The 23,623-nt window shown below is 59.4% G+C and carries 17 protein-coding genes and 2 pseudogenes; 2 read left to right on the forward strand and 17 right to left on the reverse strand.

All coding sequences use genetic code 11. From position 1 onward, the window contains the following. Positions 1-145: 145 nt before the first annotated feature. The 5 genes from BBDE_RS09480 to gatC all read right to left on the reverse strand — a co-directional run bounded on the left by BBDE_RS09480 (position 146) and on the right by gatC (position 5,132). Positions 146-460, reverse strand: coding sequence for a DUF2469 domain-containing protein (locus tag BBDE_RS09480; RefSeq protein WP_003838651.1), 315 nt, complete (start codon positions 458-460; stop codon positions 146-148). Next, a complete protein-coding gene (locus tag BBDE_RS09485; protein WP_012902514.1) occupies positions 460-1,533 on the reverse strand; it encodes a GNAT family N-acetyltransferase in 1,074 nt (357 codons plus the stop codon). Before BBDE_RS09485 ends, BBDE_RS09480 begins: the two co-directional genes overlap by 1 nt. A gap of 243 nt (positions 1,534-1,776) precedes the next feature. Next, positions 1,777-3,273 carry an Asp-tRNA(Asn)/Glu-tRNA(Gln) amidotransferase subunit GatB gene (gene gatB, locus BBDE_RS09490; RefSeq protein WP_003838646.1) on the reverse strand — a complete coding sequence of 499 codons (1,497 nt, stop codon included), beginning with the start codon at positions 3,271-3,273 and terminating at the stop codon, positions 1,777-1,779. Between the two features lie 25 nt (positions 3,274-3,298). Beyond that, on the reverse strand, positions 3,299-4,834 hold the full coding sequence (gene gatA, locus BBDE_RS09495) for an Asp-tRNA(Asn)/Glu-tRNA(Gln) amidotransferase subunit GatA (RefSeq protein WP_003838644.1): 1,536 nt from the start codon (positions 4,832-4,834) through the stop codon (positions 3,299-3,301). A gap of 1 nt (position 4,835) precedes the next feature. Beyond that, positions 4,836-5,132, reverse strand: a complete 297-nt coding sequence (gene gatC / locus BBDE_RS09500; protein WP_003838642.1) for an Asp-tRNA(Asn)/Glu-tRNA(Gln) amidotransferase subunit GatC — start codon at positions 5,130-5,132, stop codon at positions 4,836-4,838. A 604-nt stretch (positions 5,133-5,736) separates the two neighbouring features. Here gatC and BBDE_RS09505 point away from each other — a divergent pair. Beyond that, on the forward strand, positions 5,737-6,609 hold the full coding sequence (locus BBDE_RS09505) for a hypothetical protein (protein WP_228369712.1): 873 nt from the start codon (positions 5,737-5,739) through the stop codon (positions 6,607-6,609). 41 nt (positions 6,610-6,650) lie between these two features. Here BBDE_RS09505 and BBDE_RS11715 read toward each other — a convergent pair. The 4 genes and pseudogenes from BBDE_RS11715 to rmuC all read right to left on the reverse strand — a co-directional run. Beyond that, positions 6,651-6,911, reverse strand: a pseudogene (locus BBDE_RS11715) (TrmH family RNA methyltransferase); the annotation flags it as partial. 224 nt (positions 6,912-7,135) lie between these two features. After that, positions 7,136-7,613, reverse strand: a pseudogene (locus BBDE_RS11720) (TrmH family RNA methyltransferase); the annotation flags it as partial. Between the two features lie 89 nt (positions 7,614-7,702). Further along, positions 7,703-8,365 (reverse strand): type I phosphoribosyltransferase, encoded by a 663-nt coding sequence (locus BBDE_RS09515; RefSeq protein ID WP_003838637.1) that lies wholly within the window; start codon positions 8,363-8,365, stop codon positions 7,703-7,705. A gap of 25 nt (positions 8,366-8,390) precedes the next feature. Beyond that, positions 8,391-9,734 carry a DNA recombination protein RmuC gene (gene rmuC, locus BBDE_RS09520; RefSeq protein ID WP_003838636.1) on the reverse strand — a complete coding sequence of 448 codons (1,344 nt, stop codon included), beginning with the start codon at positions 9,732-9,734 and terminating at the stop codon, positions 8,391-8,393. Between the two features lie 157 nt (positions 9,735-9,891). Here rmuC and BBDE_RS09525 point away from each other — a divergent pair, with 157 nt between their 5' ends. After that, on the forward strand, positions 9,892-10,881 hold the full coding sequence (locus BBDE_RS09525) for a hypothetical protein (protein ID WP_003838635.1): 990 nt from the start codon (positions 9,892-9,894) through the stop codon (positions 10,879-10,881). A gap of 86 nt (positions 10,882-10,967) precedes the next feature. Here BBDE_RS09525 and clpB read toward each other — a convergent pair whose 3' ends face one another. The 8 genes from clpB to BBDE_RS09565 all read right to left on the reverse strand — a co-directional run bounded on the left by clpB (position 10,968) and on the right by BBDE_RS09565 (position 23,354). Next, positions 10,968-13,604, reverse strand: coding sequence for an ATP-dependent chaperone ClpB (gene clpB / locus BBDE_RS09530; protein WP_012902516.1), 2,637 nt, complete (start codon positions 13,602-13,604; stop codon positions 10,968-10,970). Between the two features lie 270 nt (positions 13,605-13,874). Then, positions 13,875-14,696 carry a fumarylacetoacetate hydrolase family protein gene (locus BBDE_RS09535; protein WP_003838630.1) on the reverse strand — a complete coding sequence of 274 codons (822 nt, stop codon included), beginning with the start codon at positions 14,694-14,696 and terminating at the stop codon, positions 13,875-13,877. Positions 14,697-14,716: 20 nt separating this feature from the next. Further along, positions 14,717-15,241, reverse strand: coding sequence for a hypothetical protein (locus BBDE_RS09540; RefSeq protein WP_012902517.1), 525 nt, complete (start codon positions 15,239-15,241; stop codon positions 14,717-14,719). Between the two features lie 460 nt (positions 15,242-15,701). After that, the gene (locus BBDE_RS09545; protein WP_003838625.1) at positions 15,702-17,306 is read right to left on the reverse strand and encodes an isopeptide-forming domain-containing fimbrial protein; all 1,605 of its coding nucleotides are present in this window, start codon (positions 17,304-17,306) and stop codon (positions 15,702-15,704) included. A 148-nt stretch (positions 17,307-17,454) separates the two neighbouring features. After that, the gene (locus tag BBDE_RS09550; protein ID WP_003838623.1) at positions 17,455-20,358 is read right to left on the reverse strand and encodes a DUF7604 domain-containing protein; all 2,904 of its coding nucleotides are present in this window, start codon (positions 20,356-20,358) and stop codon (positions 17,455-17,457) included. Positions 20,359-20,639: 281 nt separating this feature from the next. Next, complete coding sequence (locus BBDE_RS09555) at positions 20,640-21,674, reverse strand: class C sortase (protein WP_390622458.1); 1,035 nt, start codon at positions 21,672-21,674, stop codon at positions 20,640-20,642. Between the two features lie 110 nt (positions 21,675-21,784). Beyond that, positions 21,785-22,627: a YggS family pyridoxal phosphate-dependent enzyme gene (locus BBDE_RS09560; RefSeq protein ID WP_012902518.1), complete on the reverse strand. Its 843-nt coding sequence runs from the start codon at positions 22,625-22,627 to the stop codon at positions 21,785-21,787. Between the two features lie 319 nt (positions 22,628-22,946). Then, complete coding sequence (locus BBDE_RS09565; RefSeq protein WP_003838615.1) at positions 22,947-23,354, reverse strand: HTH domain-containing protein; 408 nt, start codon at positions 23,352-23,354, stop codon at positions 22,947-22,949. Positions 23,355-23,623 lie beyond the last annotated feature (269 nt).

The raw sequence follows: 23,623 nt of genomic DNA on the forward strand, positions 1-23,623 counted from the left end.
GGCGGATGGGCGGGCCCGCGGTTCGGACACGCCATGAATGTTGTATGCGCACGAATCAAACACGACATGCGCATCAGGTGACATTCCGGCAAACTGTGGCCGCACAATCGGTGAACGGCCGACATGCGACAGCGAGACCGGCGGATCAGTGAATGTCGTCGGGGATGTCGATGTCGGTTTTCTGCACCTCTTCGACGTTCACGTCCTTGAAAGTGACGATGCGCACGTTTTTGACGAAGCGGCTGGAACGATACACGTCCCACACCCACGCGTCGGTAAGCTGTACGTCGAAATAGACGTCCTGGCCGGCGGAACGTACGTTGAAATCGACCTTGTTGGCCAAGTAGAAGCGACGCTCGGTCTCCACCACATAGGTGAACAGTTTGATGACGTCGCGATATTCCTTGTACAGTGCCAGCTCAGCGTCGGTTTCGTAGTTGTCGAGATCCTCGGCGCTCATCACTTGTCTTCCATGTCACGTTTACGGCCGCGGCCCAATGTACGCCACCAAGCCTCCTTGGAGGTCTTACGTTCGGAAGAACCATACGGCCAGTTGTTGTCGGCATCGGCATCGCCGTTGACCGACTTGTCGGAATCATCGCTGGCTGATATCTCGTCGGGCTTGGTCTCGACGGCATCGGCCTTGCCGGGTTCCACGCCGATATGCTCGTAGGCCTCCTCACGGGTCATGCCCTGATTCCCGTCGGGCTGGCCGCCGGCCTCGGCTTCCTTCCGTTCATTGATGCGAATGGCGATGGAATGCTCACGAGCGCTCAACGCTTCCTTGACGCCGGGATTGTCTTCGATCACATGCATGCCGAACGCGTCGAGGGAGCGAATCGGGTCGAATTCGTCAACCAACGTGTCCATGACGATCAGATCCTGATACCGGTTTTGCGAGGCGTTCCATAGCGCATCGCGGGAACGGCCGGACGGCACGAATCCCAAGGACTGGTATACGGAGACGGAACGCGTGTTCTGTTCGGGGACGGCCACCCAAATCCTATGCATGCCAAGGCCTGCCGGTTCCGGCGCAAAGCCGTACGTCATCACACGCGGCATGATGTCACGCGAATATCCGCGTCCACGGAAGTCCTGCCCCAAGATCACCTGAATACGGGAGGAACGGGCCCATCCGTCGATGTCGATCAGGAAAATCATGCCGATCACATTGTCGGAGGCCGCCGCATCGATCTCACCATCCCCGTCATGATCGGATTCCGTGATGATCGACCATGCTACGGTACGTCGGGATTCCGGATCGCCCACACCGGATTCGGTCGGCGTCTCGCCGTTGGCCCAGGCCACGGAACGACGCACCCATGCATGCACGGCGGCGCGTTCGGCGACACGATCCTTGCCAGTGATGCCGGAAGCTCCCGGATATGCGTCAATGGCGTCCATGCGATCGAGATCAGCGACGGTCGCCGGACGCAGATGCACCATTTCACCACGAATCGGCGGTATGGTGATCCGTGCCGGCAGTTCGCGGGATTCAACGCTCACTATCGACGACTCAGCATTCTCTGGCATGTCTTCGTCCCTCGTATCGTTACAGGTGCGGCCTATGCCACAACCATTCCGACGGTATTGTACTCGACTGGAGGATAGCTGGGAATCGAAAGGGGGAGATTCCCGATGAAATCTCCCCCGATACGGTAAAAACACGCCGGAAATCCGTTTTTAGGGGATTCCGACGTGTCCTTCGACCCGCTGATGGACTGAGCAGTGAAGCACAGACCGGGAAAGACCGTAGTCGACCTCTCCCCCTTCGCCTTACTTGATCTTACCCATCACGATCTTGGTGACGGCCTTCGCGTCGGCCTGACCGCGGGTGGCGCGCATGACGGCACCGATGATCGCGCCCATCGGCTTCATGTTGCCGCCCTTGAGCTTCTCGACGATGTCCGGATTAGCGGCCAGAGCCTCGTCGACGGCCTTTTCCAGCGCGCCATCATCGGAGACGACCTGGAAGCCGTGCTTCTTGACGACCTCGGCCGGGGCACCCTCACCGGTAAGCACGCCGGCGACGGTCTGCTTGGCGAGTTTGTCGTTGAGCTTGCCGTCGGCGATCAGCTTCTCAACCTCAGCCACGTCGGACGGAGCGATCGGCAGCTCCTCAAGGCTCACACCCTTGGCATTGGCCTCGCGGGACAGCTCGCCCAGCCACCACTTCTTGGCACCTGCGGCGCTCGCACCGGCCTTGACGGTCTCCTCAAGCAGATCCAAGGCATCGGCGTTGAGCACGTCGCGCATCTCCAGATCGTTGAAGCCCCACTCGCCCTTCAGACGATTGCGGCGCTCGCGCGGCATTTCCGGCATCTGGGCCTTCATCTCTTCGATGTGCTCCTTGGTGATGTGCAGCATCACCAAATCCGGATCCGGGAAGTAACGATAATCGTCGGCGTCGGACTTCACACGGCCGCCTGCGGTGGTCTGCGAAGCCTCATCCCAGTGGCGGGTCTCCTGCAGGATCTCGCCGCCTTCGGAAAGAATCTGCGCCTGACGGCGAATCTCATACTGCACGGTCTTCTCGATGCCACGGAACGAGTTCACGTTCTTGGTCTCGGAGCGGGTTCCGAACGGATCGGACGGGCTGTTGCGCAGCGACACGTTCACGTCGGCACGCATATTGCCCTGCTCCATGCGGGCATGGGAGATGTTCAACGCACGCACGATGTCGCGAATGGCACGCACATAGGCGCCCGCGATTTCCGGAGCGCGCTCGCCCGCACCCTCGATCGGCTTGGTCACGATCTCAATCAACGGCACGCCGGCACGGTTGTAGTCGACCAAGGAGTGGTTGGCGCCTTCGATACGGCCGTCGGCACCGCCGACGTGGGTGTTCTTGCCGGCGTCATCCTCAATGTGCGCGCGTTCGATCAGCACACGGAAGACGGTGCCATCCTCAAGTTCCACATCCAAGTAGCCATTGCCGTTGGTCGGCTTGTCGTACTGCGAGATCTGGTAGTCACGCGGCATGTCCGGATAGAAGTAGTTCTTGCGGGAGAACTGGCTCCACTCGGCGATTTCGCAGTGCAGAGCCAGACCCAGCTTGATCGCGTAGTCGACGGCGGTCTTGTTCAGCACCGGCAGGGAGCCCGGCAGTCCCAGACTCACCGGGGTGAGCTGGGAGTTCGGGGCACCGCCGAAGGAGACTTCGGCCGGGCAGAACAGCTTGGTGGTGGTGGACAACTCCACGTGGGTTTCCAAGCCGATGACCGGATCGAACTTCTTGACGGCATCGGCGTACTTCATCAACTTTTCAGCCATTGTGTTTTCTTTCCTCCGATGCTTTCTACTTGCTCAGGCCGTCGAGCCACGGGGTGTTCAGGGACTGCCAGATCGGGCCGTTCCAATCCTCCTCAAGGGCGGCTTCGAGAGCTGCGGCCGGCTTGTACATGGCTTCGTCACGCTGCTGCGGGGCGAGGAACTGGAAGCCGACCGGCAGGCCGTCATCACTCAGGCCGGCCGGGATGCTCATGGCCGGGACTCCGGCGAGGTTGGCCGGAATGGTGGTGATGTCGATGGCGTACATGGCCATCGGGTCTTCGGTCTTCTCACCGAACTTGAAGGCGGTGACCGGGCTGGTCGGACCGACGAGCACGTCAACCTTCTCGAAGGCCTTCTTGAAGTCGTCGATGATCAGGGTGCGAACCTTTTGCGCGGAGCCGTACCAGGCATCGTAATAGCCGGCCGACAGAGCGTAGGTGCCTAGGATGATACGGCGCTTGACTTCGTCACCGAAGCCGGCCTCACGGGTGTAGGCCATCATGTTGGCGGCGGTCTGCGGAACGCCCGCCGGCGGCATGACGCGCAGGCCGTAGCGCATGCCGTCGTAGCGGGCCAGGTTGGAGCTGACCTCGGACGGCATGATGATGTAGTAGGCGCCCAAGGAATATGGCGAGTGTGGCAGGGACACTTCGGTGACTTCCGCACCCATCTCTTCGAGCTTCTTGACGCCTTCGTTGAAGCGGGCCATGACGCCCGGCTGGAAGCCTTCGCCGCCAAGTTCCTTGATCAGACCGACCTTGAGGCCCTTCAGATCACGCTTCATGCCTTCGCGGGCGGCCGCCACCATCGGGCGCGGACCTTCCGGAATGGAGGTGGAATCGCGCTTGTCATGGCCGCCGATCACTTCCTGCAACAAGGCCGCATCGAGTACGGTGCGGGAGCACGGGCCAATCTGGTCAAGCGAGGAGGCCATGGCGATCGCACCGAAACGGGATACGCCGCCGTAGGTCGGCTTAACACCGACGGTACCGGTCAGCGAGCCCGGCTGACGAATGGAGCCGCCAGTGTCGGTTCCCAAGGCGAGCGGGGCCTCGAACGCGGCCACCGCAGCTGCGGAACCGCCGCCGGAACCGCCCGGCACACGCTCGGTATCCCACGGATTGTGGGTGGTCTGGTAGGCGGAGTGCTCGGTGGATGAGCCCTGCGCGAATTCGTCGAGGTTGGTTTTGCCCAGCAGCGGCATGCCCGCGGCCTTGAGCTTCTCGATGACGGTGGCATCGTATGGCGGCACCCAACCTTCGAGGATCTTGGACGCGGCGGTGGTTTCGATGCCCTTGGTGACGATCATGTCCTTGATGGCGATCGGCACGCCGGCAAGTTCCGGCAGCTGGGCCTTCTCGTCGTCGGATTTGGCATCGAAGGCGTCGGCCTGTTCAAGAGCCTGTTCGCCGGAGACCTTCAGGAAGGCCTTGACGCTCGGCTCAGCGGCTTCGATGACGTCGAGATGGGCCTCGACCAGTTCACGGCTGGAGACCTCCTTGGCCTTGACCTTGGCCGCCATCTCGGCGGCGGACAGCTTGACGAGTTCAGTGGTGCTCATATCACTCCTCCCCCAAAATGCGTGGTGCGACGAACATGCCGGCCTCGGAGACCGGAGCGCCTGCGGTCGCTTCTTCCTGGGTCAGTGGAGTCTGCGGAACATCCGGACGCAGATAGGCCTCCAGTGGAATCGGGTTGGCGGTCGGCGGTACGTCATCAGTGGCGATTTCCTGCACCTTGTTGATGGATTCGGCGATGACGTTCAGATCGCCCTGCAGACGGGTGATTTCCTCATCGGTGAGTGCGATTCGGGCCAAATCGCCCAAATGCACGATTTCTTCTTTGGTGAAAGTAGGCATGCCCCTAACAGTAACGCGTCTGTGTGACGAGCACACGTCTTTTCATTCGCCAGCCCAATGCAGTCCGCGGCGGCTCCTCCCCTGCCTGTTGCAGTCCCGCATCGGCCTCTTCGCCAACCCAATGCAATCCACATGGCGGATTATTCCCCAGCCTTTGCATATGGCGGATTATTCCAGTCACTGGAGGAATCACCCCGCTCAGACGCCCATCAGAAACCCAATCCCTCCAGTCACTGGAGGAATCACCCCGCTAAGACACCCATCAGCGGGATAAAACACCCAGTGACTGGAAGAAATACCTCGCTCAGAAGCCCCGTAACGACCATATCCATCCAGCGACTGGAAGAATCACCCCGCAATATGACCTCTCGGCATGCGGATTCATCCAGCAGCTGGAGGAATCGGACGATGCGTTACCGTATCGACGGCAGAGTTATGCACAGACACGCCGAGAGACCTTTGAGTTATCCACATTTGCCCATCGCGCTTCCCTCGGCACCAAGCTACAGGGTAGCGCCGAATTATGAAAGCGTATCCTCAGATTGACAGGCTTCTTGATCAAGCCGAAAGCGCACAACGATGTGCGCACAGTAGCAAGCCCTTGATGCAGAAAGGGCTCTATCGCAGATACCTCGCGGGGGATCTGGTCAAGCCGTATCCCGGACTGTTCGCACGTTCGGCATACTGGAATCGTCTGAATGCCGCGGAACAGTCGTTGCACGCAGCCCGTACGCTCAAGGATCTCCACGGCAATTGGATCTTCGCGGGAATCACCGCAGCGGCAGCGTATGGTTTTGAACACCAATGGCTCCTGCATCATCAGGGATTGACCATCACCCTGCCCACACGCGGCTCATATCGTTCACATGACAAGCTCAATGTCATCTACAGTCCATTCCCGAAAGACAACGCGGTCATCGTGAATGGCATACCGGTCACCAATCCGGCGCGTACGCTTCTTGATTGCGGCCACATGCTGGAATTCCGGTTCGCCTTGCCGATTTTCGATTCCGCCGCCGAAGGGGTCGGCAACGATCGGGTATTGCAGGAATGCGTCCGTACCACGCGTGACTGCACGACGATCTTCAGACTTATGCAGCATGCGGATTCGAGTAGCGAGAACGGCGGCGAATCCTTGGCACGCGGAACCATGATCGAAGCCGGCTTTTCGATTCCTCAGCTTCAGATACCCTTCACTGATCCCACAACCGGAGAGCGGTTCCGTGTGGATTTCTTGTGGCGTGCGGATGATGGCAGGATCATCGTAGGCGAATTCGATGGCACGGCGAAGTATGTGGATCCGGAAATGACCGGTCGGAAGAGCATACAGGAAACCGTCCAAACGGAACGTAATCGTGAGCAGGCCTTACGTCGTGCCGGAGTCACGGAAGTCGTCCGATTCACCTTCGATGACGTCCTGCAACGCAACCCGCTGATAGCGAAGTTGCGCCGCGCGGGAGTCCCGACCGTACCATGATGCGTTCATTTCCAGTCGCCGGAAGCATCAACCGCAGCCCGTCAAGACCGGGGAACGGCATGCTGAGCAATCCAGGCGTGCATGGAGACTGCGGCCGCAGCACCTGCATTGATGGAGCGAACCGAACCGAATTGGGAGATGTAGACCACATCGTCGGCCAGCTCGAGTGCCTTCTCGGACAGACCCGGGCCTTCCGCGCCGAAGAGCATGAGGCAACGCTTGGGGAAATGATAGGTTTCCATCGGCACGGCACCGGGAATAATGTCAAGAGCAATGATGCGTGCGGTCTGCAGGTCGGCGATTTTCGACTCTAATTCAGCCAGTTGCGCCAGCTGCTCTGTGTTTTTTTGAGCGTCATATGTAGCCAAAGTATTCGATACGGTGCCGGATGATTGGGGTTCGGCACCGGTATCGGCAATGTCAGAGACATCGGTTTGCGGCGGTACGAAGACGCAGGCATCGTCGGGACGTGGTCCGGCCGCGGTTCCACGCATGCGGCATGCGATGGCCGCAGCCTGCGATTGCGCCGCGGCGATTTCACCTGAAATGCGGTATTTCCAGCATTCGACGAGTTCAGCGATGGATGGATGGTTTTCGACGTGTTGGTACAGTTCCGTCATGAGTGCGCCCTTGCGATTCCATTTGTGCGGCCCGACGATGTGTACGCGGGATGCTTGGAATGCATTGGCCGTGCGCACCATGGATCCGATGTTGAAGTCATGCGTCCAGTTCTCCACGGCGACTTCGAACTCATGACGGCCATGCGCGTCAAGATCGGCCTTGATGGCCGCGACGGACCAATAGCGGTAGCGGTCAAGCACATTGCGACGATCGCCTGCATCAAGCAAGGATGAATCGAATCGCATATCGAAATTCGGGGATTGCGGATTGTCCGGACGCGGCTCTCCCGGATGGGTTTCGGCCCACGGGCCTACGCCCACCTCACGGAATACCGGTTCGCCGGACGCTTTCGCCGCGACATCGATAGGGTTGGGTGCGTGCATGGTTCCTTCCGATTTTCATCCCGTACGCGTCAGCATCAGGCAGGGCCTAGGTTTTTCCGCCCTCTGATGCAGGTGAGCAACGAGCCGACTCAGTGAAGCTCGGACTCCTTGTACACTTCGATGAATGGCAACTCGGACTCATCGCCGGAGACCGGATTGACGACCTTGATGGTCGGATGGGTCATATCCACGCCACCAATCAACGACGCCACGGCGAGCACTTCGGCCCCTTCCCTCTCCACGACGGAAAAGTCGAGACTCAGTTCGTTGCCATTACGCAAGGTGACAAGCGAGGAGGTTTGCACATACGACTTTTCGGACAGCCAGGAGTCGAGCAGCACCACGCGCTTGCCCGTGATGGACGGTCCCTTGATGGACGGGTACACGAAATCCATGACGAATCCGTTCAAGTCTTCACCACGGGAGGCCGCAGCCTGGATCATGGCGGAGACCAACGGCACCGCAGCGGCGGTCAACGCGCCGACGGCATCGACATCATCAACGGAATAGCCGGCTTCCTCCAACGTATCAAGCAAGATATGCCCGACGACGGAGGCCCCGCGATGATCGAACGTCACGGATGCAAGCTCTGAGAACGGCTTGTCCTTCATCTCGGCCTGCAGCAGGGTCTTGAGCTGATCGCGCGGCTCGAGCATGGCGAAATCGACGGTGGACGGCTCAGTGGCGGTGGCGGTCGATGCGACCTCGGTGGCGGCCGGCACGGTCTTACGGAAAGTCTTCTCGTCAGTCATGGCTCCAGCCTATCCTTTCGGCTCGTCAATCCCTCGCATCATCTACGGTTTCGGGCGCCGTCAGCTCACGGATATCCGCCTTCTCGGATGGAATGATTTCCACGGATTCGATGACCTTGCCCTGATCCACGCGTTGCAGTTTGCGAGCGGTGACCAGCACGCGGGACTCCAATGACGAGGCGAACGCATTATAGGCGCCAACCGTTCTGGTAATCGCCGTACCGAGTTTGGTGGCGCGCTCCCCCAGCACCGCGAAACGCTCATACAGTTCACGTGACAGGTCGAACAGCATTTTCGCGTCATCGGTAAGGCTCTGCTGTTGCCAGGCGTAAGCCACCGATTTCAACACCGCCCACAACGTAATCGGTGAGGTCAAAGCCACCTTACGGGCGAATGCGTCGTCCATCAGCGTCGGATCGGTCTCCAAGGCGGCCTGCAGCAGCGACTCGTTCGGGATGAAGGCGATCACGAAATCCGGCGCGTCCGAGAACGCGTTCCAGTAGGCCTTGTCCCCCAGCACCTTCACATGCTCGCGCACTGCCTTGGCATGGGCCCTCAGCAGATCCGCCTTGCGCGTCAGCTCTTCCTGCGAAGCGGTGTCGGGAATCTCGCAGGCACGTTGATAGTCGGCATATGGTGCCTTTGCGTCGATCGGAATGGTTTTACCACCAGGCATGTGGATCACCATGTCCGGACGCTGGGTATGCCCGTCCGCGTCGGTGACGACCACCTGCGTATCAAAATCGACATGTTCCAGCAGACCCGCCGATTCGACGATGTTACGCAATTGCGCCTCGCCCCAGGCGCCACGTACCCTGTTGTTGCGCAATGCAGCCGACAGCGAGCTCGTCTCACGGTCGAGCCGCGCCTGCTGTTCCCCCAAACCCTTGAGTTGCTCGCCGAGCGCACCCATTTCACGCTTGCGCCCCTCTTCGATTTGGGAAACCTTCTCCTGAAGGGCGTCAAGATTCTTCTGCACAGGAGCCAGAGCGGAGAGCACCTTGCTCTGCTCCCGCAACTGCCGCTCGCTTTCGGTCTGCCGACGTTCCGCCTCCGCGGCGGCCTTTTCACGCTCACGCTCGATTCTCGTCTGCTCGGCGCTTTGCGCCTGCGCCAGCTGGGATTTGAGATATGTCAGCTGCTGATTCAATCCTTCGGACTGCGTGCGGTACTGTGCCACGGATGTGGTCAGATCGCCGATCCGTCGCCGACCGTCCTCGATCTGAGCCTTCGCCTCGTTCAAGTCGGCGGTACGCGCATCCCGCGCCATGTCCTGCCCTCTGGATCGCCCCGCGAAAAAGCCCGCGGCCGCTCCAAGCGCGGCCACGATCACCATCAGCACCATTACAAACACAGGATTGTCGAACATATGTTCTAGTAAACAGCATGCGGTGGACCACGTGTCGCAGCCACGCCCGAATCCACTCGACGAACCGCATTCATCCGTACGAACGACCACCCGATACCCCGCGCTGGATTATGCTGGGGAGCAGTCGTACGAGAGCGAAGGAACACAAGAGGCTGGTATGGGATTCGATTTGTTCATGGCCGCAGTCGCCATCGTGGTCGCCTCCATTGCGACATGGGGCATTCTCAGGTTCTTCCTCGGCCAATCGCCGACCGACGGCAGATCGTCGACGCCACCAACGCCGGACGATCGCAAGGAACCCCCGGCAACCGAAACATCGGCGGACCATGTGCGGAACCATTCCAGCCCCAGCACCGATCCACCATCATCGGAAGCCGAACGGTCCGCCAACAAGCGGCCCGAAGCCGCCCCTGCCGCCAACTCCGCGGAATCCGCCGATGACGACCAACGCATCGTTCCGCTGCTCGTCATCGCCACGATTCTTACGATTCCAACGTTCGTCGTCACCATGCTCATGCTCGGCAGCGTAACCATGCCCGACTGGCTGACCAATCCATGGCTGCATGCCATCGTGATCACGCCGGTCATGTTCTATTGCGGTGCGCCGATTCATCGCCACGGCATGCCCGCCCTGCATCAACGCACGCCGAATGCGGATTCGCTGATTTCGCTTGGCATGTCAATCGTCTATGTCTACAGTCTGCTGCTATGCGTGGTGTCTTGGATTTTTCCGGTCGGCTCACGCGATCCGTATTTCGCGTTCGTCGGTGTGGTCGTGATGCTGGCATTGATCATTCGCCTGATTCGCCGGAAGCTGGTGATCGTGCGGTTCCCGATCGAACATCCCGAAGATTTTGAGCAGGCGCTGAAGATTCGCGCAACCAATGCGTCGGCACAGCCGACACAGTCAACACATGGAAAAAGCGCGGAAGAGGTTGTCTTCCGCGCCAGAATAGGCCATGTGATCCACACTCGCGTACTACAGATCACCACTGCAGTGACGATGGTCGTCGCCGTGTGGACGTTCGCGCTATGGCTGGTGTTCGGCATGCAGCCGAAGCTTGCGGTTGCGGTGCTTATCGCCGCTACCGTGTTATCGGTCGCCGGCCTGGTGCTTGAGGTCGGCGACCGCGTTTCCTCCCTCTGACAAGGGAGGAAACGGTAGGGTCGATGCCGGCGGACCTCACTGAGGTTCGCCGGCAGCCTCTTGTTCCCGCAGGGGAACGGCCCGGCTTACTTGCCCATGTCCGCCAGTTGATCGCTCGCCCATGCGGACAGTTCGAGATGATCGCCGCCGGTCTGATCCACCAACACGGTGTCGCCGTCATGCACCTGGCCAGCCAGCAGCATGCGCGCCAGCTGATCGCCGACCTCGGTCTGCACCAGGCGACGCAGCGGGCGAGCGCCATACGCCGGATCGTAGCCGGTGTTGGCCAGCCATTCGCGTGCCGAATCGGTCACATCGAGCGTGATGCGACGCTCGGTCAGGCGAGCGGAGACCTGCGCCACCTGGATGTCCACGATGCCGCCCAGTTCCTCACGGGTGAGCGGGTGGAACATGACCAGCTCGTCCAAGCGGTTGATGAATTCCGGCTTGAACTGCATGTGCACGGCATCCATCACGGCCTTCTTCTTGGCGTCCGCATCCAAGTCCGGATTGACGAGGAATTGCGACCCCAAATTGGAGGTCATGATCAGAATCGTGTTCTTGAAGTCCACGGTACGGCCCTGACCATCGGTCAGACGGCCATCGTCGAGCACTTGCAGCAGCACGTCGAATACTTCCGGATTGGCTTTCTCCACCTCGTCGAACAGCACCACCGAGTATGGACGGCGGCGTACGGCCTCGGTGAGCTGGCCGCCCTCCTCGTAGCCGATGTAGCCCGGCGCGGCGCCGATCAGGCGAGACACGGAGGCCTTTTCCATGTATTCGCTCATGTCGATGCGCACCATGGCCTTCTCGTCGTCGAACAGGAAGTCCGCGAGCGCCTTGGCCAGTTCGGTCTTGCCCACGCCGGTGGGGCCTAGGAACAGGAACGAGCCGGTCGGACGATTCGGGTCGGAGATGCCGGCACGCGAGCGCCGCACGGCGTCCGAAACCGCTGCGATGGCTTCCTTCTGGCCGATCACACGCTTGCCGAGATACTCCTCCATGTGCAGGAGCTTTTCATTCTCGCCTTGCATGAGGCGGCCGACCGGGATGCCGGTCCATTCGGATACGATGCCGGCCACGGAATCGGCATCGACGTGGTCGGGCACCATCGGTTCGGTTTCGGCGACCGCGGTGCCGTTCGCGTCATTGTTGTCGGCGGCGGCTTCCGCTGCGGCCAGTTCCTTCTGAATCGCGGGGATCTCGCCGTACGAGATGCGGCTGGCCTTCTCCAGGTCGCCTTCGCGCATGGCCTTGTCGGCTTCTACGCGCAGGTCGTCGAGCTTGGCTCGCAAATCGCCGACCTTGTTGTGGCCGGCCTTTTCCGCATCCCAACGTGCCTTGAGGCCGCTCAGCTTTTCGCGGGCGTCCGCCAGATCGGCCTGCAGCTTCTCGAGGCGGTCCTTCGAAGCGGGGTCTTCGGCCTTCTTGAGCTGCATCTCCTCCATTTCGTAGCGGGTCACCTTGCGTTGCAGTTCGTCGATTTCCTCCGGCGAGGAGTCGAGTTCCATACGCAGGTGCGCGGCTGCCTCGTCGACCAGGTCGATGGCCTTGTCGGGCAGCTGGCGGCCGGAGATATACCGGTTCGACAGGGTTGCGGCGGCGACCAGCGCATCGTCGCCGATCGTCACCTTGTGGTGCGCCTCGTAACGTTGCTTCAGACCACGCAGGATCGCAATCGTGTCTTCCACGCTCGGTTCGCCGACGAAGACCTGTTGGAAGCGGCGTTCCAGTGCCGGATCCTTTTCGACGTTCTCTCGATATTCGTCGAGCGTGGTCGCACCGATCAGGCGTAGTTCGCCGCGGGCCAGCATGGGCTTGAGCATATTGCCTGCGTCCATGGAGCCTTCGGCGGCGCCCGCACCGACGATGGTGTGGATTTCGTCGATGAAGGTGATGATCTGCCCGTCAGACTTCTTGATCTCCTCGAGCACGCTCTTCAGTCGTTCCTCGAATTCGCCGCGATACTTGGAGCCCGCGACCATGGAGCCGAGGTCGAGCGAGATCAGCTTCTTGTTCTGCAGGGTGGTCGGCACGTCACCGGCGACGATGCGCTGCGCCAGACCTTCCACGACGGCGGTTTTGCCGACGCCCGGCTCGCCGATGAGCACCGGATTGTTCTTGGTGCGCCGGCTCAGGATCTGGATGACGCGGCGGATCTCTTGATCGCGGCCGATCACGGGGTCGAGCTTGCCGTCTTTCGCGGCGGCCGTCAGGTCGGTGGAATACTTTTCGAGCGCCTTGTACGATCTTTCCGCGTCGGGGCTGGTCACTTTCGCGCCGCCACGCACGCCCGGCACCGCCTTGCGCAGCGCTTCGGCGGTCACGCCGTTCTTTTCAAGGATTTCCGCGGATTGGTTCGGCTTGCTTGCCGCGATGCCGATGAGCAGGTGTTCGGTGGAGACGTATTCGTCGCCCATCGCCTGCATTTCCTTTTCGGCCTGCGCGATCGCGGCGGTCAGCTGACGGCTTGCCTGCGGCTGCGATGTGGTCGAACCGCTGGCAGCCGGCAACGCGACCAAGGCGTTGCGCACCGCAGCGCCGATGGCTTGCACGTCGCCGCCGGCAGCCTGGATGAGGCCGCGGATCACACCGTTTTCCTGGCGCAGCAACGCATCCATCACATGCAACGTGTCGACTTGCGCGTTACCTGCCGCGGACGCGCTTTGAATGGCGTCTCCGATGGCTTCCTGCGCCATCGTGGTGAACTTTTGTTCCATATCATCCTCCATGATTCGCGCCGCTCGCGTATCGTCTTCGTAGCTCACTTGCCGCGAATCGACCGCAATCCGGCGCATATGTCGTTGTCTGATATGCTCAACCGACTTCACCGCCATTCTATTCCCAAAACTTGAGTCATCAACACTCAACTTTTGTTTTTCTTTTCCAGCGAATAGTGATCCAGATACACAAAAACCGGCTGATTCATGACGGAAAAATGTCATGAATCAGCCGGTTTTTATGGAAATAAGCTCTTTGTCGGCCAGCAATCAGCCACGCAACACCACATTGCGCAGCGAACCGATGCCCTCGACGTGCACGACGGCCTCATCACCCGGATCAAGATGTCCGGAAGCGTTCGGCGTGCCGGTCATGATCACATCGCCCGGCAGCAGCGTGGTGAAGCTCGAAATCGCGGCGATCTGCTCCGGAATGCCATGAATCAGGTTCGCCGTGGTACCTGACGCCATCTCAACATCCTCACCGTTGAGCGTGAACGAGATCTTCGCGTCCTTCCAGTCCAGGTCATCACGCGTCACAATCCACGGACCGAGCGGACAGGCGGTATCGAAACCCTTCGCACGTGTCCACGTCGGATCGAGTCCCTGCAGGTCACGCAGCGTCACGTCGTTCACGCAGGTGAAGCCAAGCACATAATCCATGGCCCGCTCCACCGGCACGTTCTTGGCGATGCGCCCCATCACCACGGCGACCTCCGGCTCGAAATTCATGTCGTTGGAGCACGGCGGAATCACAATCGGATCGTCCGGGCCAATCACGGAAGTGCTCGGCTTGGTAAAGATCACCATATCCTCCGGCGCATGCTTGATTTCGGAGTGACCGGCCTCATGCATGAACTGCGCATGCGCCTCGTAGTTTTTGGCCAGACCGTACACCTTCGACGGAATCACCGGCGCAAGCAGACGGATGCCGTCACCGTCGACCGGAAAGCGCTCGCCGGTCGGCTGGACGGCGGCGCCGGACAGTGGATAACCGTCCAATGCCACCAGATAATCCTTGCCGTCGCTCTCGTCGGTCTGCACGAAAGCGTACTGCGGTACATCATTATGCGAAAAACGTGCGATTCTCATGCCCTTTAGTCTACGCCGGTTCAGACGGCCCGCTCGACTTCGGTGCGCGCCTGGAGATTGAGTCGCATACGCAGGGTGCCGACCTCCTGCTCCAATTCGTCGATTCGCCGCACCTGCTGGTAGATCATCAGGTCACGTACATCGACGCTGCCGTCACGCGAGGCAGCCGGAAAGGTGATTGCGCGAAGAGGCGCCTGCGATTGCGAAGGGGACCGGTCCGAAGTCACGGTCTGCATCGACGCGAGCACGTGCGCACTGGCAGCATCCAATCGATCATCATATCGCGGACCGGCCATCGCATCGCCCGAGCTCTTACGCCACCTCGCAAAGCAACGCTCGATGCGCTTGTAACCGATCAGCGCCGGGTCGAGCCCCGCCTCACGGAACAGTTTGACCGGTGATTCGCCGGCATGATACCGCCGCATGCACGATTGCTTGAACGCCTCGGAATAGGTGATTCTTCTCGCCGTGGCCTCGGCCACCGCAGGCAATGTCTTCAGATAGGCGACCTCTTCAGGACTGAACATTCCTCCGCCGTTAGACATGACGACCCTCCTCCGTGCTACATGTGTTCACACCCGGGATCAACGTCGAAAACCGCCTCCGTCTTACCGCCTCGATTATTGCCCGATGGAGTTTATGGTAGATGAAAACAAGTCTCATCTCAAGCGCAATTAACTTATACCCCTAACTCCCTCCTTGTTGCTACCAATTCACCTTATTTTTGTTGATTTTTTCAACGACTCACCCACCCTAGTCATCAGCATATATAAAACACCCTAATTCATCACCCTTTCTTAAGATATTTATGTAAATCAATTGACTTATTTACCGTATTCCATATCACTGTGGAACCTAACGGGAAAAACCTTCCCGCACCTTGCCGAACGACATGCAAAGGTGCCGCCCGCGGTTTTCGCAAGCGGCACCTGATCCGGATTTTCGCCCGGAGTTTTCCGGTCAAGGCGTTCCGGCAATACCCCCTTCAGTCACATCGTTCGGACGTCAGGACTCGACCAGCGTGTTCCGGGACTTGAGCGCCACGGCCGCGCCGGCACCGGCCAGCAGCAACGCCACGATGGTGAACAGCACGGTTCCCGCGGCACCGGTAAGCGGCAGCTGGGTGATGGACTTCACGTTCTTCACCGTAATCGCACCGTCAGCACCGGAGGTGGCCAGTCCCAGCACGTTGCTGCCGTCAGCCAACGCAAAGGTCGCCTTCTTGGCGTTCTGGTTGATAGAGACCTTGATGTTGAATTCCGCCAGGAACTGCTTGGAATAGTTCAGATCTTCGCGGGTCGCGGTTTCCTTGACGGTGTAGGTGCCTTCCGGCAGGGCGAACACCTTGACCTTGCCGTTTGCGTCGGACTTGATGTCGGCGGAGGCGGAGGCGGCGGTGCTCAGCATGTAGCCGTTGTCGGTAGGCACGAACGTAAGGGTGTTGCCTCGCGCGTCCTTCACATTGAAGGTCACGCCTTCCAGAGCGTTCTCTTCATCGCCGACGCCGATCTTGGTGAATTCGAACTTACCGGTGATGAGTTCGACCTCATCGCCGTCCGTCGAGGTGTCCGGGTCGGTGGCCACGGTTGGCGTATTGGTCACCGTCTCGCTTTCCTTGACTTCTTCGTTGATTACGCCGGTGTACTGCACGTAGATGGTCTTGCCCGCATTCGCGAGGCCGGCCTCGCTGGCCGCATAGTTGCTCAGATCGACCGTGAACTGGTCCGTGCCGTTGCCCTTGAGCTCGTTAGCGGTGAAACCACTGACCACGTAGTTGTTGTCAGCCGGGATCTCGGTTACGTTAACCGTCTCGCCATCGACGGTGATCGTGGAGGAACCGCCTTCGACGTACACCTTGATGTCATTATTGACGGTCAGGCCCACGCCCGGCTTATCCATGATCTTGAACATCGGATCGGTCTTACCCAGCATGTTCGGCAGCTTGACCTGGATGGTGTAGTTCGCGACACTGCCGACGCCCATGGCCTGGGCCTTCTCTTCGGCGGTCTTTCCCGGGGTCGGCGGCGTGTTCGACTTCGCCACGACGGTACCGAGGGTCAGCGGATCACCAGACTTGCGGACGAACTTGGTGTAGGTTGCGCCGTTGGCGGTCACCTGCGTGGCCACGACCGTAGGCACGCCGTTCGTGTCGGTAATCAGATACCAGCCTTCGGTCACGTTCAAGGTAACCGTCGACGCTTCAAGCGCAGCGGTCTTCGTATCGGTCGGGGTCAGTCCGGAAACGACCAAGGCGTCAGCGAATGCGCGCAGTTGTGCGTCGGTGAATGTCGCCACGTACGCGGCCGGATTGTCCTTGTACGGGTCCGGAATCTCACTCACGCCGCCCGCACTCTTCGCCGCAGCCTCAACGGCGGTCTTCGCCGCATCGACGGTGTTGACCTGCACCTTGCTCATGGTCGGCGCGGTACCCTGCGGATCGGCGAATTCGGCGAACTTGTATGCCTTGAACTCGGAACCCGCGGCCGCGTTCGTCACGGTGATTTCGGCTGCGGTCGTCGGATCGGCCTGTGCGCTCGCAGCGCCTAGGGCCATGCCGGCCAGCAGCGTCGCCGCGGCGGCCACGCTTGCAAAAAGCTTCCTCGCGTTCATGATGAGAAACCTCTCTTCCTTGTAATTGTTGCTTGGGTGTTCACCATTGATTCGAATGTTGTGCGTTATCAGGATTCGTGTCCGGCCGGGGCACCATCGGCTCGGCCGGATGCGTCCGTTCAGTCATTGGTTGCTGCCATCACCCCCATCAGTACAACCGTTTCTTGCTGCTCCAGATGGAGACGATGATTCCCGCCACGACGGCGATCAGACCGAAACAGCCACCAATGAGCAGCCACTGTCGACCGGTGAGGTCACCTGCCGCGGGGAGCGTCGCAACCGAGATATAGCGATTGACGAACGCAGCCGTCAGATCGTCGGCCGGCTGTTGTTTGTCGGCTGCGATGTCCCGGCCATCGCGATCCTTGACCTGCACGACCTGCGTCACCTTCGCCTCGTATTGGCCGGCCGCATTCTTGGCGACGGTGACGGTGACGTGATATTCGGACTTGTCAAAACGCCAACCGTGCCTGGCCGCAGGCTGTACTTCCACCACCTTGAAGGTGTAGGTGTCGGCACCGTCGTTCAGCGGAGTCGAGAATGTCAACGGATCACCTGCGGAATCGACGGTGAATGCACCCGGCTTGGAGATATTCGCTTGCAGGTTGCCGATCGAAGTCGTCTGCTTGCCGCCTTCGAGACCTTTCAGCATGGCACCGGTGTTCTGCGCCTTCTGCGTATCCGACGTGATGTCGGTCAGTTCGAAGTCGAAGGATTCCGCATAGTCGTTGCCCTGGGTCTTCTTGCTGAGCTTCACGCCGTCCTGCAGCGTAACCGTGTTGCGTTGATTCCGTACCGTGCATTCGTAGGTTTTCAGCGGCTTCTGCAGGTCGGCGTTCTTGTCGGCGAGCGCCCACAGCTCATTCTTATCGATCGTCACCGTGACGTTCGCGTCGCCGACTTGGGTGTAGCCGTCGACCGCGTCTTCGGTAAGCGTGTATTCGCCTGGCGCAAGTTTGACGAAACCGTCGTTCCATTGATTGTCGGCGTTCAACGTCACTGTGAGGTCGACCGCATCGTCGTAGCCTTTGAGGTGCATCTGCACTTCCGTACCGTCGACAGGTTGCACATCGGGCCATTCCTTGGTCACTGCGACGTTGGCGACCGGTATCTGCAGTACCGGATGCCGGTAATTCGCGCAACTCGACCTGTCGTCGGTGGTGTAGCAGACTTGGGCCGTCTTGTTGGACCTGAAGCCGGCCTTGCCCGCCGAAGTGGCTCCGGTATCGGCATCGCCCGTCGCGTCATAGCCGGTCTTCGCATATGTCTGATAGGCGGAGTCGGTCGGTTCCACGTTGTACGACAGCGTATATGTCATGCCGTCCTTGAGCTCGTACGATTCGTTGAATTCGGCCCTGACGATGCCGTTGCCGTCTTCGCTGTACCACAACGCGTAATCCGTATCGAGTACCGGAGCGGTTTCGCCGGCCTTGCCACCGGTGACGTTCAGCGTAACACCGCTCGTTACCTTGTAGAACGTCTTGCCATCGAACGTTCTCGCAGTGGATTTGTCGTAGGCGATGCCGCTCTGCTTGGCATACTCCGACAGTTCGTCGGTGATGGAGACGCCCGTATACACGTGCTTTTCGGTGATGGTCTTCTGGATATCGTTGAAGATCTGTGCCAGCTGCGTGGCGCTGGAGGCCGAATAGTAGTAGTCGCCGGAGGCTCGGTCGCCCAGATTCCAATACCCGGTGGCATTCGGATAATTGCTCGAGATGCCGTGCATGAACTTATTGGCGTTGCTGGCGGACGATACGCTCGCCGACGGATTCGCGCCATCGAAAATGCCGATGGAGTACACCGTGGTGCCGGCATTCTTCAGTTCCTGGGATTTTTTAATGGCGGCATTCGCAACGTCGCCATCAAAACCACTCCAATGATTAGGCTCGCCATCAGTGAAGAAAATCACGTATTTCTTCGCTCCGGCACGGCCGCCGGCAAGCGCCTGTTGTGCAACCTCCATTGCAGCATCGGCATACGTTGCGCCAGCCGCCTGCAAACCATTGACGCTTGTCTTCAGCAAGCCAGCATCCGTCGTAAGCTCCTGTACAATCTGTGTGCAGTTACCCGTGTCAGATTGCCTGGAATTGCTTATTCGACAACCATCAGCGCCTGTCGCGGTCCCGATTTGGTTGGCATATTTCACTAGGGCAACTTTTACTTTATCGTTATCGTCCTCAATCGTGTCGTTGGTCTTGGCTGTCTCATCCAGAAAAGAATTCACAGCCGTCTTCAAAGCGCTAATCTTCGATGGAGAGCCTCTACCGCCAAAATCATCGTTCATGGAACCGGACACATCCAGCACCAAGGCGATGTCTATCGGGGTGGTGTCCGTGGTGGAGGTGGAGGCGTCCTTGCCGATTACGTTAAGTTTGAGTATGTAGGCGCCATTGCCTTGGTATTCGATGCTCTTGGTATGCTCCGGCGTCGACAATCCCGAGGAAGCGGACTTCAGCATGCCCCGGTACGACGCAATACCAAGACGTACCGTCTTATCGGCATTATTCTTAGTTTCGTCGTCTTTCGCTTCGTTCTGATTCGCCACGGTATCGGCATCATCGTCATCCGATTGAACCGACCGCTCAACGGTCGTAGGGTTCTCGGTTCCCGTTGGTTTCTGGGTTGGCGTTGCGGAGGCCGTCGCGGGTTGCGCTTCCGACGGAGTGGCAAGTTCTATAACAGGCTCGTCGGCTGATCCGGCCTTCTGCTCTTCAGATTGTTTCACGAGCTGTTCCACAGGCTGTTCCGTGGATTGCTCCGCGGGTGCGCCCTCAGCCGCAGGATTTTCGGACCCTTCGGATACATTCTCGGACGGGGTGGATTCCGCTACCGGAGCAGCCTCGGATACATCGTTCGATGCACTGCTCGCGGAAGCCGTCGCGACCTGTTCGGCCGCCGCCGCATCGGCATCATCGGCCAATGCCATCGTACTTGCACCGGCCATGCCACCCAGCATTGCGAGGGTAGCCGCCATGGCCATGAGCTTCTTTCCAAGATCCTTGCGATGTCGGTCGCTCAAGCCGGCAAGCAGATCCTTGATTCTCTTCATAGCATGTCCATCTCTTCGTCTCGACGCGTAAGGCCGGCTCCGTCACGTGCCTTATGAAACGGACTGTAGGGAAGAAAGCCCTGCGGCGCATACACCCTCCTAGGGGGAGCCTCCAACCACTTGCATCATCGAAAATCGTTGGAATTCCAACAAGACCATACCCTCTTCGGCAACCTCTTCAAGACGTGAAAACATCCTCTTTCAAGGAGGCGCGCAAAAGCCCCATGCCGGTTGCGACGCATCGAAACCACCATGGTCGCGACATGATGATCATCCGCCGCTCAACCACGAGACGGCCAGCATTCGGCATGACGCATGATCCTACGCTTCGGACGAATCAGTCTGAGCACGATGAAGCACAACACCATGCCGCCAACCAGAACGCCGACGCCCACCCACAGTCCGATGCTGCGCGCATCATGCAGGTCGGTCGGGTCGGGTGCGGGCATGGGAATCGACACACGATGCCCCGAAACCAGCAGCCGCTGGGTATTGATGCCATACGGCGTGCAAGTCATCAAGGTCAGACGATCCTCCCCCGGCTCGATTGTGAGACGTGATGTGTCATTCGGATCAATCACGCCGATGCGATCCACCTGGTAGCCAAGGGTTTCACCCATCACCTCGACATACATGAAATCACCCTGCTTCATCTCGTCAAGGCGGGTGAACATCATCGCCTCGACCAGACCACGATGCCCGGTGATCACCGCATGCGTGTTCGTGCCACCGACCGGCAGGCTCGTACCATACAAATGCCCGGCACCCTTGGCGAGCGCCTGCTCCGACGTACCATGATAAATCGGCAGTTTCACGCTGATTTTGGGAATCGACACGGTTCCCATAATGCCGGAGCCGGAATCAAGCAGACCCTGATACTCCTCATCCTGACTGGAGACGGAATCCCCGTTACCGGAACTCTGCGAAACGCCCGCGGCCGACGCGAAAGGATCCACGGCCTCACCAAGAATCGGCTGCCCTTCCTTGGCAAGACGTGCGTTATAGGCGCGGGCATCGGCAAGCCGGTCCTCAGCCTGCGGGTACGGCCAGCCCGCAACCGTTTTCGCCACCGCATCGGAAGTATTCGACAGACTCCGCGCCGATCGCACCTGCATGACCACCGGAAACAAGCCTACGCATAAGGCCGATGCGATCAACAGCGCCGCAAGCGCACGCATCACCACGAACTGCACGAGCCGCATGCGACGCCGACGCACCACATCCGATACGTCAACCACCTCAGCAAACGCCACAGGCTCCCACCGGAGGGCAACGGCCCGAGACACCTCCCGCCGCACGCTGACTCTGCGAAGCATCATGCATCTCCTTCGAACGCAACAATCTTCGCATCACCACCCCTGCAATCCATGCCCCCTATTGGAGGGGTCCATGATCATTCCCGCAGGCAGGAACGTATGGGCCGACGCTAGATGAACGCACGCTCGCCGAAGATGGCGGTGCCGACGCGCACAATGGTAGAGCCTTCGGCGATGGCGAGCTCCATATCGCCGGTCATGCCCATCGACAGTTCCAGGCAGCGTTCGGTTCCCGGCGTCTTGGACGCAAGGATCAGATCGCGTGTCTTGCGCAGATGCGCGAAGCATTTGCGAATCGTGGTCTCATTGTCGACATGCGCGCCAATCGTCATCAGACCTTGCAATTCGAGGCCATCCAACGTGCCTATCTTCTGTGCGATGCGGATGGCGTGTGCCGGATCGCAACCTGACTTCGACGCCTCGCCGGACTCATTCACCTCCAGCAGCACGCCGACCGTAATGCCGCGCGCGACGGCCCTGCGCGAAATCTTCTCCGCCAAATCGACCGAATCCACCGACTCGATCGTGTTGATCACCGGTAACACTTTGCCGATCTTGTTGCTTTGCAGTTGACCGATCAGATGGAACGGAATATGCGTACCGTCCGCATCGCCGGCAACCGCGCCGCCGGCAACCGCCTCGGCAGTGGCCGCCCCCAACGTAAAGCCGCGTTGCGCGCACTGCTTCAGCAATCCTTCGGCCTTTGCCATCACTTCCTGCGGACGATTCTCTCCGATCATGCGCACCCCGGCGTCGATCGCGGTCATGATTTCGCCGACGTCACGCGTCTTCGTGGCTGCCAGCAGTTTCACCGAACCGACTTCGCGACCGGCTTGGGCTTCGGCGGTGGCGACACGGTCCAGCACACGATGCACGCCGTCCGTAATCTCTTGTGCGCGCGCCGCATCGATCACCTCATTGGCAAGGTTTTTGTGGTCCATATAAGCAGTCATCTCATCGCCCCTTAACGTCGGATTCCCGATCCCTTTCCCTAGGGTATGAAGAAGCCCGTACGAGCCGGCCTGAAGTGAAGCGATAAAGCGGTCGGCAATAGTCGTACGGGCTAACATCAGACGACAGTAGAAGGGGGACTTCAAGACTCCGTCTGTAGTTTCTTTATGACTCAAAATGCCTTGATTGTTATGGCATATTCCATAATTTGAGACATTTCGAGGAAAATTTCGAGGGGTTAACCCCCTTGGGTTTCTGATTGTCTAGTAGGCACTCAGTCCTTGTCAGCATGTTGCTGCATTGCACGAATGTTTCCACGACTCAGGATTTGATGGTTTCGAACCGTTGCTCAAGCTCCCCGACACGCTGCCTCAACGCGATCACCTGGCAGGTCAGCGACTGGATCTGCCCCATTTGCATGGTGATGAAGCGGTTACGCGCATCGGTCGGCATCACGGCCATCGCATCCGGCCGTTTGGCCTCGTTCATGATCTCATCATCATGCTTCCAACGCGCGATATTGCGTTCCACACGCTTATGCCCGACGATCATGGGGCTCAGGCCGGCCGACGTAAAAATCACGCTCGGTCGCTCACCCTGTAGATAACGACTCATGCAACTGACTTGGAAATCATGCGAATACGTGATGCGATTTTCCGTAACCGCCTCGACCGCCGGCAGCGACCGTAGGTATTCGACTTCCGTCTGACTGAATCGTCTTCTCGTCATGTTCCACCCACTTTCACATTGTCATTACCGTTGACTCCGCTTACGCGCCGCGCGACATGGATACGGCTTACGTGCTCTGGACGGTTCACCCTATCATCAGAAACTCGAAAATGACGGGGGCAAAACCACCCGTATCGCTACGCGCTAAACCTCGTGTAAGCTATATCACACAATCGATTCAACGCTTTATCATACAATTCACCCCATCTCACCCCTTATGTGAATCGCTTCCTTTCCGGAGGAGAAGGTAGAGTCCTGTATGACCAACC

The sequence above is a fragment of the Bifidobacterium dentium JCM 1195 = DSM 20436 genome, assembly GCF_001042595.1.
Classification (GTDB): Bacteria; Actinomycetota; Actinomycetes; order Actinomycetales; family Bifidobacteriaceae; genus Bifidobacterium; species Bifidobacterium dentium.

What these genes read in the sequence shown, in the direction of transcription:
- BBDE_RS09480 (WP_003838651.1), bottom strand. Translation starts at nt 460, where the DNA reads ATGAGCGCCGAGGATCTCGACAACTACGAAACCGACGCTGAGCTGGCA.
- BBDE_RS09485 (WP_012902514.1), bottom strand. Translation starts at nt 1,533, where the DNA reads ATGCCAGAGAATGCTGAGTCGTCGATAGTGAGCGTTGAATCCCGCGAA.
- gatB (WP_003838646.1), bottom strand. Translation starts at nt 3,273, where the DNA reads ATGGCTGAAAAGTTGATGAAGTACGCCGATGCCGTCAAGAAGTTCGAT.
- gatA (WP_003838644.1), bottom strand. Translation starts at nt 4,834, where the DNA reads ATGAGCACCACTGAACTCGTCAAGCTGTCCGCCGCCGAGATGGCGGCC.
- gatC (WP_003838642.1), bottom strand. Translation starts at nt 5,132, where the DNA reads ATGCCTACTTTCACCAAAGAAGAAATCGTGCATTTGGGCGATTTGGCC.
- BBDE_RS09505 (WP_228369712.1), top strand. Translation starts at nt 5,737, where the DNA reads ATGCAGAAAGGGCTCTATCGCAGATACCTCGCGGGGGATCTGGTCAAG.
- BBDE_RS09515 (WP_003838637.1), bottom strand. Translation starts at nt 8,365, where the DNA reads ATGACTGACGAGAAGACTTTCCGTAAGACCGTGCCGGCCGCCACCGAG.
- rmuC (WP_003838636.1), bottom strand. Translation starts at nt 9,734, where the DNA reads ATGTTCGACAATCCTGTGTTTGTAATGGTGCTGATGGTGATCGTGGCC.
- BBDE_RS09525 (WP_003838635.1), top strand. Translation starts at nt 9,892, where the DNA reads ATGGGATTCGATTTGTTCATGGCCGCAGTCGCCATCGTGGTCGCCTCC.
- clpB (WP_012902516.1), bottom strand. Translation starts at nt 13,604, where the DNA reads ATGGAACAAAAGTTCACCACGATGGCGCAGGAAGCCATCGGAGACGCC.
- BBDE_RS09535 (WP_003838630.1), bottom strand. Translation starts at nt 14,696, where the DNA reads ATGAGAATCGCACGTTTTTCGCATAATGATGTACCGCAGTACGCTTTC.
- BBDE_RS09540 (WP_012902517.1), bottom strand. Translation starts at nt 15,241, where the DNA reads ATGTCTAACGGCGGAGGAATGTTCAGTCCTGAAGAGGTCGCCTATCTG.
- BBDE_RS09545 (WP_003838625.1), bottom strand. Translation starts at nt 17,306, where the DNA reads ATGAACGCGAGGAAGCTTTTTGCAAGCGTGGCCGCCGCGGCGACGCTG.
- BBDE_RS09550 (WP_003838623.1), bottom strand. Translation starts at nt 20,358, where the DNA reads ATGAAGAGAATCAAGGATCTGCTTGCCGGCTTGAGCGACCGACATCGC.
- BBDE_RS09555 (WP_390622458.1), bottom strand. Translation starts at nt 21,674, where the DNA reads ATGCTTCGCAGAGTCAGCGTGCGGCGGGAGGTGTCTCGGGCCGTTGCC.
- BBDE_RS09560 (WP_012902518.1), bottom strand. Translation starts at nt 22,627, where the DNA reads ATGACTGCTTATATGGACCACAAAAACCTTGCCAATGAGGTGATCGAT.
- BBDE_RS09565 (WP_003838615.1), bottom strand. Translation starts at nt 23,354, where the DNA reads ATGACGAGAAGACGATTCAGTCAGACGGAAGTCGAATACCTACGGTCG.